The organism is Bradyrhizobium embrapense (assembly GCF_001189235.2).
GTDB lineage: Bacteria > Pseudomonadota > Alphaproteobacteria > Rhizobiales > Xanthobacteraceae > Bradyrhizobium > Bradyrhizobium embrapense.
Genome location: NZ_LFIP02000003.1, coordinates 243,789 through 257,512, shown reverse-complemented (window position 1 = coordinate 257,512; position 13,724 = coordinate 243,789). Strand labels below are relative to the sequence as shown.

Below are 13,724 nucleotides of genomic sequence, written 5' to 3'. Positions count from 1 at the left end.
CGACGCCCGGCCGGGCGCCTTGGTCCCCTTGCCTCGGCCTGCACTGGCTTCGGCCATCCGGAGAACGGCAGTCGTCATTGACTGATCAATCAAAAGCAATCGATGTGCCAACCGCCCTCGTCGGGGGTAAGCAAAAAACATATTGCAATACAATGGCTTAATCGAATGAACGCTGCCCGGCGCGATGGCGCGGAATTATGCAGCATGCCCAGATGTCGCCCACGGTGATCGGGATCGGATCGATACGCGCCGCTACTTCACCTCGGTACGGACCGGCGTGTCCTTCAGCCCGTTATCGTCGTAGGCCTTGCGCAGCGTGCCGTTGGCGATCGCCTCGGTCATGAACTTCGCGACGAACGCTGCGGCCAGCGGGCGGTCGAGCGGCACGGCGACCGCGGTGACGGTCTGCTTGAAGGTCTCGTCCAGCACGCAGGTGCCCGGAATCTTCTTGGCCATCGCCATCAGCTGATCGCGCGACAATGCGAAGGCGTCGACCTCGCCGTTCGCCAGGAGATGGAAGATCTCGTCATAGGTCTGATAACCCGTGACCTTGGCATGCTTGAGATGCGCGATCGCGCCACGCATGGTCGTGGTGTTGTTGACGGCAGCGACCTTGACGCCGTCCTGGTCGAGCGTGGCGAAGTTCGTGATCCTGGAACCCGGCCTGACGATATAGGTGGCGTCGGCGACCTCGTAGATCGGCCCGAACGTCATCCTGGTCTCGCGTTCGGGATCCTTGGGCAGGAATGTGACGTCCCAGCTGTTCTTCGCCGCAGCGTCGGTGATCTGTCCGGAATTCTGGTGCACGACATATTCGACGGGAACGCCGAGCTGCGCCGCCATCTCGCGGCCGAGATCGACGGGAACGCCGGCATAGCCGTTCGCGGTCCGCGTCGACCAGAACGCGCCGCCCGCCGGGCTGATCGCGATCGCGACCCGGAGCTTTCCGGTCGGCGCGATCTGATCCTTCAAGGCGTCGGCGTTGGCGGATACGGCCATCACAATCACTCCCAGAACGACGCAGACCAGACGCAGCAGTCGAGACGACATCGGACGCCCTCCACGCCGGTCTTGCGCCCGGCCGCGCAACAAACCGCACGAGGCCGCTTTGCGCAAGCGGCGGTTCGCGCAAGGGAGCTATCCGTGTCGGTCTATTTGACCCGGATGGTGATCTTCTCGGAGACGACCGGCGGGTTGAATGGATAGTGCTTGGCGTCGCCCAGCACCAGCTGCAAGGTATGCTTGCCGGGCGCCAGATCGAGCTGCGTCTCGGTCTGGCCCGCACCGAAGTGCTGGTGAGACTTGTCCGACGGGATCGGCTCGTTCGGATTGAGCGGCTCATTCACATCGATCAGTAGATGGTGATGGCCACTGTTCGGATATTCGTCGCCGGCATGGGTGACGCCCATATTGCGCAGCCCAAAGCGGCACCAGAACGGGCTTTTGACCTTGGCTCCGTCGTGCGGCCAGATGAAATACAGCTTGGTGTCTTTCCCCGCCGGTTTGTTTTGCGCCGTGGCGGGACTGGCGAGCAATGCCAGTGCCGCAGCCAGGATGATCAAGCGTGAACTCTTCATAGCCCCTCCATGAACCTGGCGATTGCAGACGATCTCTCAGGGAGACAGCGCGACCCGGAAACCATGGGTCGGGTAGCGAACATTGGTGTCGTAATTGTCGCGATTGGCCGGACGGACATAGCGCGCGTCGTTCTTCCAGGAGCCGGAACGAATGACATGGGAGCCGCAGTCGCCACCAAGCCACACCGCACCGTCGACAGGGGCGCCCTGGTAGTTCCTGTGCCAGCAATCCTCGACCCACTGATCGACACTGCCGCCCATGTCGTAGAGACCAAACGGATTCGGCTTGAAGCTGCCGACCTTGACCGGCTGTTCGGCGGCAGCATCACCACCGCAATCCTTGCAGCCGGCATGGCCCGATTGCACCTGGTCGCCCCACCAGTATTTCGATTGCGTTCCGCCACGCGCCGCATATTCCCATTCGGCTTCGCTCGGCAGCCGGTAAGCCTTCCCGGTGCGCTCGGCGAGCCACGCCACATACTGCTTCGCGTCGCTCCAGCTCACATTGGTGACCGGCACGTCGTCCTTGCCAGTGGCGACGAAGCCGCATGCCTTGGCCGCCGCGCAGGCGTTCCATTCCCGCACGGTGACCGGATATTTGCCCATCGCGAAGGACTTGACCGTCACCCTGCGGATCGGCCGTTCCGACGGATCGTCATTGCTCCCCATCGAGAAGCTGCCGCCTTGAAGCGACACCATTTCGGGCTCCGGCACGGACGCTGTGGGACTGACGGAAGGGGCGACCTGAGGTGACGCCTGCTGGGCCGGCGTTGCGCTTGGAGCCGGACTTGCGGTCTGCGCTGGAGCCGGGCTCGGTGCAGGCTGCTGAGCCGCCGGCGGAGCCGAAGGCGCCCGCGCCACCTCGGACAGCTTGCCGCGCGGCTGCGCGAGCATATACCAAAGCGCGCCCGCGGCGATGATCGCGACGGCCAGTCCGAGCAGCGTAAGCAGGATGGACTCACGGCGCCGGCGGGTCCTCTGGTACGCGGCGGCGTCCGGCAGCACGCGATAAACCCTGACCGGATCGGTGATGTTCTTGACCTTCTTGTCGCCGAGCGATTCATACCCACAGACCATCTTGTGCTTGATCTGCTCGTAGATGCCGCCGGAGATGAAGACTTCACCGGGCGCTGCAATTCCTTCCAGACGCGAGGCCACGTTGACGCCGTCGCCATAGATGTCGTCGGCCTCGATGATGACATCGCCGAGATTGACGCCGATCCGATACTCGATCCAGCGATCTCTCGCGATCGCCGCGTTGCGGCCGATCATGTTCTGCTGAATCACGATGCTGCACCGGACGGCCTCGACCGGACTGTCGAACATCGCGATGAAGCCGTCGCCGGTGGTCTTGACCAGCTTGCCATGGTGCTCGGCAATGGTCGGCTCGATCAGGTCGCGCTCGGCCCGCTTGACGCGGGTATGCGTGCCCTCCTCATCGAGTTGCATCAGCCGGCTGTAGCCGGCGATATCGCCGACCACGATCGCCGCCAGGCGCCGCGGCATCGAAGTGCCGGGCGGCTGTGTGTTGTCGGACTGTGACCGGCCTGACTTAAAGTCGCGAATTTCGCCCATGGCGCTCCGGCTGCTCCAAAATACGTGCAAGGAGGCGCAACCGGCGCCTTCGTCCCCGAGGCCCGGCTCAAGCTACCACACCTGCGGGTTGGAACAAAGTTCGCGAAGCGTGACCAAGTCACGAATGCCGGCAGGCGCCGATCAGCGCACCCGCTCGCCGGCGGGTGCGCTTTGCCTCGACGGCAACGGCGCGCGGGACGCCCGGCATCAGCCCCCTTGCGTGGCCGGGGTGCGGATCTCGCGCGGCAGGATGATCGCGGCCGCAATCGCCAACAGGCACAGCGCCGCGAAGGCGCGCAGCATCATGGAGAAGCCGCCCTGGTCGTACAGCCATGCCACCAGGCCGACGGAAGCGCCCGCCGCGGTGAAGCCGACGAAATAACGCACCGCATAGGCGCGCGAGCGCCATTCCTCCGTCGTGTACTTGCCGACCATGGCGTCGTTCACCGTGACCTGGCCGAACGCGCCCATCACGATGCCGATCGAGACCACGATCAGCGGCAGGTTGGACAGGCTCGCCGCCAGGTAGAGGAACGGTGCCAGCATGAACGACAGCGGCAGCGCCACCGTCTTCAGCGAATGCCGGTCGAGCAGCTTGCCGATGGTGTACTGCGTCATAGCACCGAACACATAGACCCCGGCCGCGATCACGCCGAGCAGCGCCGGGCTTTTGGTCAGATCGGCGAGCCGTTCGGCGAACAGCTTTGGCAGCGCCACGGTGACCGCGTTGAACGTCGTCGAAATCGCGATCACCACGATCAAGAGCGACAACACCACCCGCCACATGTCTTCCTTGGCGACGCGCACCTGCGCCGCGGCCTGTTTGGTGCCCTTGCGGTCCTCATGCACCACGGTCATCGCAAAGGCGATGCCGATCAGCACGGTGACCGCGCCGGGCACGATGAAGGCCCAGCGCCAGCCGAGATACTGGCCGATCACGCCGGTGACCAGCGCCGACGAGGCGACCCCGAGATTGCCCCAGACGCCGTTGATGCCCATCTGGGCGCCGAGCTTCTCGGCATAGGACACGATCATCGCGGTGCCGACCGGATGGTAGATCGAGGCGAAGATGCCGATCGAAAGCAGTGCCGCGCCGAGTTGCAGCGGCGTCTGCACGAAGCCGACCGAGATCATCGACAGGCCGATGCCGACGAAGAAGATCACCATCATGTGGCGGCGGCTCCAGCGATCGCCGAGCCAGCCCGTGACCAGCGAGCCGGCGCCGAACGCGATGAAGCCCGGCGTCGCATAGGGCAAGAGTTCCGAATAGGCCATGCCGAGCGCCGGGCCCATGATGATGACGGCGGCCGCGAAGATCAGCATCGCATAATGGTCGATGAAATGGCCGGCGTTGACGAAGCTGATCACCCGGCTCGGATTATTGCTTGGACTGTTCATAGGCACGTCTTTTCACGCGATTCTTCAATTGCTCGAAAATAGGTTATAGGTGCTTGCCCTGACGGGATGTCGCCAATGACTATCGCTGAGCCGCCAATAAGAGCCCTCCACAAGGACCGACGCGTCACCGGCGACGGCGTGCATCTGGTGGCGCGCTCCTATGAGAAGGGCATCCGGCTCGAGGCCCACATGCACCGCGAGGCACAGCTGGTCTATGCCGCGAGCGGCACCATGCAGGTGACGACGCCGAAGGGCCGCTGGCTGGTGCCGCCGGACCGCGCGGTGTGGGTCCCCGCGCTGCTTCCGCATGCGATCGACGTGCTCGCCGACATCGAGATGCGCACGCTTTATTTCGACCAGGCCTGGCTCGCGCGCGAGAAGCGCAGCAACAGCCTCGGCCATGAATTCGTGGTGCGGGTGTCGCCGTTGGTGCACCAGGCGATCCTTGCGCTGTTCGACGCCGCATGCGGACGCGAGCGCACCGACCTCCTGATCAGGCTGGTGATGCTGGAACTGCACCAGGCCGAGGATTCCGCGACCTTCATTCCGCTGCCGCAGGAGCCGCGCTGCCGCCGCGCCGCGGACATCGTGCTGTCCGATCCGACCAGGGACCACGAGATCGATGCGCTGGCGCGCACGGTCGGCACCTCGGCACGGACGCTGTCGCGCCTGTTCGCTGCGGAGACGCAACTGTCCTTCAAGAGCTGGTGCCAGCGCGCCCGTATCGCGGCCGCGATCGAACGCCTCTCGACCAACGCAAACGTTTCGGTCAAGCAGGTCGCCTCCGACCTCGGTTATGCCAGCGTGCCGGCGTTCTCCCACGCGTTCCGCCAGGTTACCGGCAAGACACCGACCGCGTTCGCGGAGAAAACGTGAACGGGATTTGTCGCCGCACGCAGCGACGACGAATTATACCGCTGTCGCGCTGCGACATATTTCCGTACGATCCAAGCGCTTGATTGCATTCCTGCCGACCTTAAATCCCGTGTAAGGTCCGGCTTCACTGGATACGACCCGCTGGATACGAACTGCCCATGGCCAACGCCTTCTTCTCCGATCTGCTCTCGACGATTTCCGAACGCGGCCGCGTCCTGCTCGGCCGCGCCAGCCCGGCCGACGACAAGCAGGATGCGTCCGAACTGCTGGAATTGTGCGAGGCGCTGCTGTCCGGCCGCGGCGAGGCCTCCGGCACCGCGATGGCGCGCGAAGTGCTCGACCGCTACCACCACCTCGACGCCGCCGGGCGGCTGTCGTTCTTCCAGACGCTGGCGCGCGACTTCGGCCCCGATCACGCCAGGCTGGCGCAAGCGATCGAGAGCTGGCGCGCCAAAGCCAACGGCGAGGACGCCAGCGACCTGCATTTCGCGTCCGAGCCGCGTCGCCAGGAATTGATCCGGCGGCTCAACCGCGCACCGGGCGGCACCGGCGAGCTGGTGTCGATCCGCTCGGATCTGCTTTCACTGATGAAGGGCAACAAGGACCTTGCCGCGCTCGATCGCGACGTGGTGCATCTGCTCTCATCCTGGTTCAACAGGGGATTCCTCGTGCTGCGCAGGATAGACTGGTCGTCGCCGGCCAATATTCTGGAGAAGATCATCCGCTATGAGGCCGTGCACGAGATCCGCGACTGGGACGATCTGCGCCGCCGCATCGATCCGGTCGATCGCCGCTGCTACGCGTTCTTCCACCCGGCGCTGGCCGACGAGCCGCTGATCTTCGTCGAGGTCGCGCTGACCGAAGCCATCCCAGGCGCGATCGCGCCGCTGCTGGCGGAAGAGCGCGAGCCGGTGCCGGTCGAGCGAGCCCGCACCGCGGTGTTCTATTCGATCTCCAACACCCAGCGCGGGCTCGGCGGCATCTCGTTCGGCAGCTTCCTGATCAAGCAGGTGGTCGAGGAACTGCGCCGCGAATTGCCCAAGCTCGACAATTTCGTGACGCTGTCGCCGGTGCCGGGCTTCATGCAGTGGGTGAAGCAGGCCGACGACGTGCCGCTGACGGATGAAGACCGTCAGCTGCTGGAAAGCCTCGGCAAGCCGGACTGGTTCGAGAACGCCGAGCTCGCCACGCAGCTGCGCGCCGTGCTGGAGCCGCTCGCCGCCTACTACTTCCTCAAGGCGCGTACGCCGAAGGGACGGCAGATCGATTCAGTCGCGCGCTTCCATCTCGGCAACGGCGCCCGGCTGGAGCGGATCAACTGGCTCGGCGACCTCTCGCCCAAGGGCCTGCGCGAATCCGCCGGCGTCATGGTCAACTATCTCTACCGCCTCGACGACATCGAGAAGAACCACGAGGCCTATGCCAACAACGGCGAGGTGATCGCCTCCAGCGCGGTGAAGAAGCTGTTGAAGGGCGAAGGCCGGCGGCTGCTGGACATGCGGCTGTCGTAGGCGACAGCCGCGTTCTCGATGATGAACGCGCAGCGATCATGCGGTCGCGGAGCGCGGCCGCAGCCCGGCCGGCAGATGCGCCGCGAGCCAGGCGGCGATCGCATGCTCGTTGCGATGGTAGAGCAGGCCCGCGGCGATCACCGCAATTCCGATCAGCGACAGCGAGAACGGAAACCACAGCGAGTCCTTGAAGACGACGTCGGCGAGATGTCCGAGATAGATGCAGATGCCGAACGCGCCGAACACCGCATACGCGCGCCGCATCAGGATCACGGCGATCGCGATGAGACCGACATTGAGCAGGCAATAGAGCGCTTTCGAGAGTTCGGTTGAACTCGAGGACGCGGTAATGCCGCCCCAGAACGCCATCAGGCCGAACAGATGCAGCCAGAACGCAAAGTCGCCATTGCGGCTGCGATAATCGACGATCAAGGCCACCGCGAGCACGGCCAATCCGAACCACACCGACACCCGGCGCCGCATCTCGAAGTCGGCATAATTCGAGCCGCTGAACCACGGCGCCAGATCCATCGACATGAACCACAGCGCGAACGCGATGATGGCGACGATGAAGGCGAAGCGGAAGTAGCGCAGCGCAACGACGCCGGCGGCGACGGTTGCGATCTCCATGAAGATCCAGCTGCCCTTCACCCAGATGTAGAAGTCCTGCACGGTTCCGGGCTTGCCGAACTTGCCCCACCAGCCGAGCTCGTCCTGGATGCCGTAGACCGCGAGCGGCGCCATCGAAACCGCGATCGCGATCAGCAAGCCGCCGGGAACCCGCAGATTCTTGCCGTACCAGAGGTGGTGACCGGCCACAGTGAAGGCAGTGGCATAGGCGATCGCGCAGGCCGTCAGCGCCCGGCCGCCCATCTGGGTGAACGCCAGGGTCGAGAACAGTCCCATGGCGCCGATCACGATCAGTGCGCCAGCGTACCAGAGCACGTGGGCGGCATCGAACCGGGCCGCCGGAGCTGCCTCGCCGGCCGGGCCCTGCCCTTCATGGCTTGCCAGGAAGGCGAGCAACCGGTCCAGATCAGCGGCGCTGATCACCCCGGCATCGGCGGCGTCCCGGAGATTCTTCGCTGAATATGGCATGCGGCTATCCTCGTGGCCGGTTCGGGCGCCTGCTCCGGTGACCTGGCAGAGGCGCCTCTGCTCCATGAGTATACCGAAACGTGAGCAACGTTCAATAATTTATTGAGCGTCGCTCAAGAGATTTTTGCGAGCAGGCTCGGGCCTCCCGGCTGGCCGGACAGGCGCTCCCTACTCCGCCAGCGCCTTCATCTCCCTGTAGAGATCCGACTTGCCCTCGAAGCCGATGCCGGGGAGGTCGGGCATCACGATGTGGCCAGCCTCGACGCGCAGGCCATCCGGGAACCCGCCATAGGGCTGGAACAGGTCGGGATAGCTCTCATTGCCGCCGAGGCCGAGCCCAGCCGCGATGTTGAGCGACATCTGGTGGCCGCCATGCGGGATGCAGCGGCTCGGCGACCAGCCATGGGTCTTCAGTACGGCCAGCGTGCGCTGATATTCGCAAAGCCCGTAGGACAGCGCGCAATCGAACTGCAACCAGTCGCGGTCCGGCCGCATGCCGCCGTAGCGGATCAGGTTGCGCGCATCCTGATGGCTGAACAGGTTCTCGCCGGTCGCCATCGCCCCCGGATAGAATTCGGCCAGCGCGGCCTGCAACGCATAGTCGAGCGGGTCGCCGGCCTCCTCGTACCAGAACAGCGGATACTCGCGCAGCATCTTGGCATAGGCGATTGCGGTCTCCAGATCGAAGCGGCCGTTGGCGTCGACTGCGAGCTGCGCCTCGCTGCCGATCTCCTTCAGCACCGCCTCGATCCGCTCGCGGTCCTCGGCAAGCGGCGCGCCGCCGATCTTCATCTTGACGACGTTGTAGCCGCGGTCGAGATAGCCGCGCATTTCCTTGCGGAGCGCGCCGAGGTCCTTGCCCGGATAGTAATAGCCGCCGGCCGCATAGACGAAGACGCGCGGATTGGCGGTCAGGCCGTGGCGCTCGGCGAGCAGCCGGAACAGCGGCTTCCCGGCGATCTTGGCCACCGCGTCCCACACCGCCATGTCGATGGTGCCAACGGCAACCGAGCGCTCGCCATGGCCGCCCGGCTTCTCGTTCGACATCAGCGTCGACCAGACCTTGTCCGGATCGAGGTTGGCGCCGGAGGGATCGAGCAGCGATGTCGGATCAGCCTCGAGCAAACGCGGCGCGAAGCGCTCGCGAATCAGCCCGCCCTGCCCGTAGCGGCCGTTGGAATTGAAGCCGTAGCCGATCACCCGCCTGCCGTCGCGCACCACGTCGGTGACCACGGCGACCAGGCTCGAGGTCATCTTGCTGAAGTCGATATAGGCGTTGCGGATCGGCGAGGAGATCGGCTTCGTCACCTCGCGGACGTCGACGATGCGGACGGACATTGGGGAGCTCGTTGAGTTAGGCTTGATCCTCATCGTCATTGCGAGGAGCGAAGCGACGAAGCAATCCATTTCTCAACGAGCGGAGGCATGGATTGCTTCGCTTCGCTCGCAATGACGGCGGGGGTGTCCGTCAGGACTTCGTCTTGTCCCGGAAATACGGCTCGACCGGCCCGTGCACCTTGATGGTCAGCGGATTGCCGTAGCGGTCCTTGGCATTGCCGGCCGTGACCCGCACCCAGCCTTCGCTGATGCAGTACTCCTCGACATTGGTCTTCTCCGCACCCTTGAAGCGGATGCCGACATCACGCGCGAGAATCTCCGCATTGTAGTACGGGCTGTTCGGATCGACCGAGAGGCGGTCGGGGAACTGGTCGTTGGTGTCGTCGCTCATAGCAGCGCCTCGATTTCCTTCTTCAATCCTTCGGGCCGGGCGGTCGGCGCATGCCGCGCCACGACCTTGCCGGCGCGATCGACCAGGAACTTGGTGAAGTTCCATTTGATCGCAGGCCCGAGCAGGCCGGACTTCTCACGTTTCAGGTGTTCGTACAATGGATGCGCGCCTGAGCCGTTGACGTCGATCTTGGCGAACATCGGGAACGTCACGGCGTAGTTGATCTCGCAGAACGCGGCGATCTGCTTGGCATCGCCCGGCTCCTGCGCGCCGAACTGGTTGCAGGGGAATCCGAGCACCGCGAAGCCGCGCGGCGACAGGCCGGAGTGCAGCTCCTGCAGGCCCTTGTATTGCGGCGTGAACCCGCAGGCGCTCGCCGTGTTCACGATCAGCAGCACCTGCCCCTCGAACTGCCGCAACGGCATGTCCTCGCCGGCGAGCGACTTGGCGGTGAAATCGTAGACCGTCGCCATCTCAAGTCACCGGATCGATCGGCGACGACGGCACGCCGCCGGCTTCCACCGCCTCACCCGCGGCAAGGCAGAGGTCCTCGCGGTAGCGGGCCGCGACCAGCTGCACGCCGACCGGAATCCGTCCCACCAGCCCGGTGGAGACGACGAGCCCGGGAAGCCCCATGAACGGGATCGCGATCTGCGGCAGCTGCGCGTGCCATACCCGCGCGAACGAGGCCTCGTCCTTGCGGTCGAGATGATCCGGGAACGGCAGCTCGCCGGACACCGGCATCAGCAGCACCGGATATTTGTCGAGGAAGGCAAACCAGTCGCGGGTCAGCGTGGCGCGGCGGGTCAGCGCCTGCGACAGGTCGAACGGATGCACCCGCGCGCGAACGCCGCGCAGGCAGGCCAGCGCGCCGGGATCGCCCTCGCGCTCGGCGAAGGCGAACTGGGCCTCGAAGCCGTCGCCGAGCCAGAGCCGGGTCTGGATCTCGGCCGCCTCGCGCAAGGACGGCGTGTCGGGGATTTCCTCGACGATCCAGCCGGCGTCTTGCAGGCGCTTGCCCGCATCGGCCACCGCGGCGACGACCTCGGGCACCGGGTTGAGGCCATCCGGGTTGAGGCACATCGCCACGCGCTTCTCGCGCGGCGGCCCCTCGAGCGGCACCGGCGCGTACCAGGGATCGCGATAGTCCGGCGCCGACATCGCCGCGAGCGAGATGCGCAGGTCGCCAATGGTGCGCGCCAGCGGACCCGACACCGCGCTGATCTGCGGGCCGATCGGACGCTCCGGCAGCGCCGAATTGAAGGCCGGGATACGGCCGAGGCTCGGCCGCAGGCCGTGCACGCCGCAGGCATAGGCCGGATAGCGGATCGAACCGGCGATGTCGGTGCCATGCGCAATGTGGCCGATGCCGGCTGCGACCGCGGAGCCCGCGCCGCCCGACGAACCGCCCGGGGTGATGCCGGGATCGCGCGGGTTCTTGGTGTCGCCGTGAATGAGATTGGTGGTGAACCAGCGATAGGACACTGCCGGACAATTGGTGCGGCCGAGCAGCACCGCGCCGGCCTTGCGCAGATTGGCGACCACCGGATTGTCGATCTTGGCGATGACGTCGCGCTGCGCCTTCAGCCCGTTGGTGGTGGCGTAACCCTCCTGGTCGACATTGACCTTGATGGTGACAGGTACGCCGGCCAGCGGCCCGACCGCCTCACCGCGCGCAATGGCCGCATCGACCTTCGCGGCCTGCGCCAGCACGTCGTCCGGCCGGTGATCGACCACCGCATTGATCTTCGGGTTGACCGCATCGAGCCGGGCGAGCCCGGCCTCGGCCGCCTCCTTCGCCGATACCTTTTTCGATTTGATGAGAGAGGCGAGCTCGGCCGCCGACAGACGCCAAAGATCCTGCATGAGACACTCCGTATGACGCAGGCGTTTTAGCCCCACACGAACAGCAAGGCCAGCGGTCCGCCGCCCGATGTTTCAGCGGACATGCGCGATGTAATAGGCAAGGTCGCCGATCTGCTCCTTGGTGACCGTCTGCATCACGTCAGCCATGGTGGCGTCGTAGCCGTGGCGGCTGTTGTCCTTGTATTCGGCGAGCGTCTTGGCGAGGTAGTCCTCGCGCTGGTTGGCGATGCGCGGGACGTTGTCCTTGCCCGAGAAATCGGTGTTGTGGCAGCTGTTGCAGCGGTTCTGCTGCGCCAGCGCCTGGCCGCGCGCCATCCGTGCCGGATCGCCGGCATCCGCGGGCGGCGCAGGCTTCGGCAAGGTGGCGATGAAATCGGAGAAGGCGCGCAGATCGTCGTCGGTCATCGGTTTGGCCATCTCGTTCATCGGCTCAAACACCCTGAGCTTCTCGCGAAACATGAAGAGCTGGATCAGCGCATAGGGCGCCTGCTGGCCGCCGAGCGAGGGCGTGTTCTCGGTCTCGGACGTGCCATGCTCGCCATGGCAGGCAAAGCACGCCACCGCACGCTCCTGGATGGTCTCGGCATTTGCGGAGAATGCGATGAAGGCAAGTGCCAGGGTGGCGACGATCGTTTTGTGCATTGGCGGCTCCCGGCATGTTGCGTCATTGCGAGGAGCGAAGCGACGAAGCAATCCATAGTTCCGCAAGTGGCGGTATGGATTGCTTCGCTTCGCTCGCAATGACGACGATAGGTACTTACTGGTTCGCGACCTTCGGCTTGCCGTAGCTGACGCGATAGACCGCGCCGTTCCAGTCGTCGGAGACCAGCAGCGAGCCGTCCTTCAGCAGCATCACGTCGACCGGACGGCCGACATACTTGTTGTCCTCGAGGAAGCCGGTCATGAACGGCTCGACCGACTTCACGGTGCCGTCCTTGTTCAGCTTGACGACGACGACATCGCCGCCCTGCTTCTGCGACTTGTTCCAGGAGCCGTGACGCGCGACGAAGATCGCGTTCTTGTAGGACTTCGGGAACATGTTGCCGGTGTAGAAGCGCATGCCGAGCGAAGCGGTATGCGGACCCATCAGGCCGACCGGCGGCGTATAGTCCTTGCAGGACTTACCCCAGCCGAGCTCCTGGTCGATGATGTTGCCCTGGTAGCAGTACGGCGCGCCGAAATCCTCGCCCGCCTTGGTGACGCGGTTGAGCTCGTCTTCCGGCACCGTCTCCGACAGCCAGTCGCGGCCGTTGTCGGTGAAGTACATCTGCTTGGTCTCGGGATTCCAGTCGAAGCCGACCGAGTTGCGGACGCCGAGCGCGTAGACCTCGGCGCCGGAACCGTCGAGATTCATGCGGCGGATCTGGCCGTGGTCGGCATCATGCAGCACGTTGTTGCCGGGCTGGCCGACCGGGACATAGAGCTTGTTGTCGGGGCCGATGGCGATGAACTTCCAGCCATGCGCCTCGTCCTTCGGCAACTTGTCGTAGATCACGGTGGGCTTCGGCGGGTTGTCGAGATTGTCCTCGATCTTGTCGATCTTGGAGATCTTCGACAGCTCGGCGATGTAGAGCGTGCCGTCCTTGAAGGCGACGCCGTTCGGGCGGTAGAGGCCGGAGGCGATCACCTTGACCGAACGTTTGCCGTCCTTGTTGACGATCGCATAGACCTTGTCGACGAGCCGGCTGCCGACGAACACGGTGCCCTTGTCGCCGAGCGCCAGCGAGCGTGCATTGGCCATGCCGGCGGCATAGACCTCGACATTGAAGCCGGCCGGCACCTTGAGCTTGGCGAGCGGTAGCTTGTCCGGCGCGGAGGGCAGCGGCGGGGGAGCCACCGGCGCCAGCTTGGCGGCGGCTTCATTGTCCGGACGCCCGATCAGGGGCGAGCCCGGCGGCAGCGGCTGGGCGGCCGGCGCGGCCGCCGGTTGTTGCGCCGCAGCAGAGAGCGTGAACGCCCCGAGCATGACGCCCGCGAGCAGCAGGCTGCGCGGTACGAACGATTGTTTTTTCATGATGATCTCCCCTGGGTGGAAGCCGTTGTTGATTGCGCCATTGACGTCGAGCGGCGCGGTTCGGCTTTCCGTTCATAGTC

At 65.0% G+C, this 13,724-nt stretch carries 13 protein-coding genes; 2 read left to right on the top strand and 11 right to left on the bottom strand.

The window, feature by feature from the left end; genetic code table 11:
- Window positions 1–252 precede the first annotated feature (252 nt).
- The 4 genes from AKN83_RS15240 to AKN83_RS15225 form a co-directional block, all read right to left on the bottom strand.
- Entirely contained in the window at window positions 253–999 is a 747-nt protein-coding gene (locus AKN83_RS15240; RefSeq protein WP_083992076.1) for a transporter substrate-binding domain-containing protein, read from the bottom strand.
- 152 nt (window positions 1,000–1,151) lie between these two features.
- Window positions 1,152–1,577: a DUF4399 domain-containing protein gene (locus AKN83_RS15235; protein ID WP_050403144.1), complete on the bottom strand. Its 426-nt coding sequence runs from the start codon at window positions 1,575–1,577 to the stop codon at window positions 1,152–1,154.
- Window positions 1,578–1,613: 36 nt separating this feature from the next.
- Window positions 1,614–3,152 (bottom strand): SUMF1/EgtB/PvdO family nonheme iron enzyme, encoded by a 1,539-nt coding sequence (locus AKN83_RS15230; RefSeq protein WP_050403143.1) that lies wholly within the window; start codon window positions 3,150–3,152, stop codon window positions 1,614–1,616.
- A 207-nt stretch (window positions 3,153–3,359) separates the two neighbouring features.
- Window positions 3,360–4,550, bottom strand: a complete 1,191-nt coding sequence (locus AKN83_RS15225) for an MFS transporter (RefSeq protein ID WP_050403142.1) — start codon at window positions 4,548–4,550, stop codon at window positions 3,360–3,362.
- 75 nt (window positions 4,551–4,625) lie between these two features.
- Between AKN83_RS15225 and AKN83_RS15220 the strand changes: the two genes are divergently transcribed.
- Both AKN83_RS15220 and AKN83_RS15215 read left to right on the top strand, forming a co-directional pair.
- Window positions 4,626–5,426 (top strand): AraC family transcriptional regulator, encoded by an 801-nt coding sequence (locus AKN83_RS15220; RefSeq protein WP_050403241.1) that lies wholly within the window; start codon window positions 4,626–4,628, stop codon window positions 5,424–5,426.
- Between the two features lie 158 nt (window positions 5,427–5,584).
- Window positions 5,585–6,937: a malonyl-CoA decarboxylase gene (locus tag AKN83_RS15215; protein ID WP_050403141.1), complete on the top strand. Its 1,353-nt coding sequence runs from the start codon at window positions 5,585–5,587 to the stop codon at window positions 6,935–6,937.
- Between the two features lie 36 nt (window positions 6,938–6,973).
- On the opposite strand, the gene AKN83_RS15210 is transcribed toward AKN83_RS15215, so the two are convergent.
- The 7 genes from AKN83_RS15210 to AKN83_RS15180 form a co-directional block, all read right to left on the bottom strand.
- Entirely contained in the window at window positions 6,974–8,035 is a 1,062-nt protein-coding gene (locus tag AKN83_RS15210) for a hypothetical protein (RefSeq protein ID WP_050403240.1), read from the bottom strand.
- A gap of 168 nt (window positions 8,036–8,203) precedes the next feature.
- Window positions 8,204–9,373 carry a mandelate racemase/muconate lactonizing enzyme family protein gene (locus tag AKN83_RS15205; RefSeq protein ID WP_050403140.1) on the bottom strand — a complete coding sequence of 390 codons (1,170 nt, stop codon included), beginning with the start codon at window positions 9,371–9,373 and terminating at the stop codon, window positions 8,204–8,206.
- Between the two features lie 130 nt (window positions 9,374–9,503).
- A complete protein-coding gene (locus AKN83_RS15200; RefSeq protein WP_050403139.1) occupies window positions 9,504–9,764 on the bottom strand; it encodes a DUF3297 family protein in 261 nt (86 codons plus the stop codon).
- The gene (locus AKN83_RS15195) at window positions 9,761–10,237 is read right to left on the bottom strand and encodes a glutathione peroxidase (RefSeq protein WP_050403138.1); all 477 of its coding nucleotides are present in this window, start codon (window positions 10,235–10,237) and stop codon (window positions 9,761–9,763) included. The genes AKN83_RS15200 and AKN83_RS15195 overlap by 4 nt, the downstream gene beginning before the upstream one ends.
- A 1-nt stretch (window position 10,238) precedes the next feature.
- Entirely contained in the window at window positions 10,239–11,630 is a 1,392-nt protein-coding gene (locus AKN83_RS15190) for an amidase family protein (RefSeq protein WP_050403137.1), read from the bottom strand.
- Between the two features lie 72 nt (window positions 11,631–11,702).
- A complete protein-coding gene (locus AKN83_RS15185) occupies window positions 11,703–12,272 on the bottom strand; it encodes a c-type cytochrome (protein ID WP_050403136.1) in 570 nt (189 codons plus the stop codon).
- A gap of 115 nt (window positions 12,273–12,387) precedes the next feature.
- A complete protein-coding gene (locus AKN83_RS15180) occupies window positions 12,388–13,644 on the bottom strand; it encodes a PQQ-dependent sugar dehydrogenase (protein WP_157113398.1) in 1,257 nt (418 codons plus the stop codon).
- Window positions 13,645–13,724: the final 80 nt, after the last annotated feature.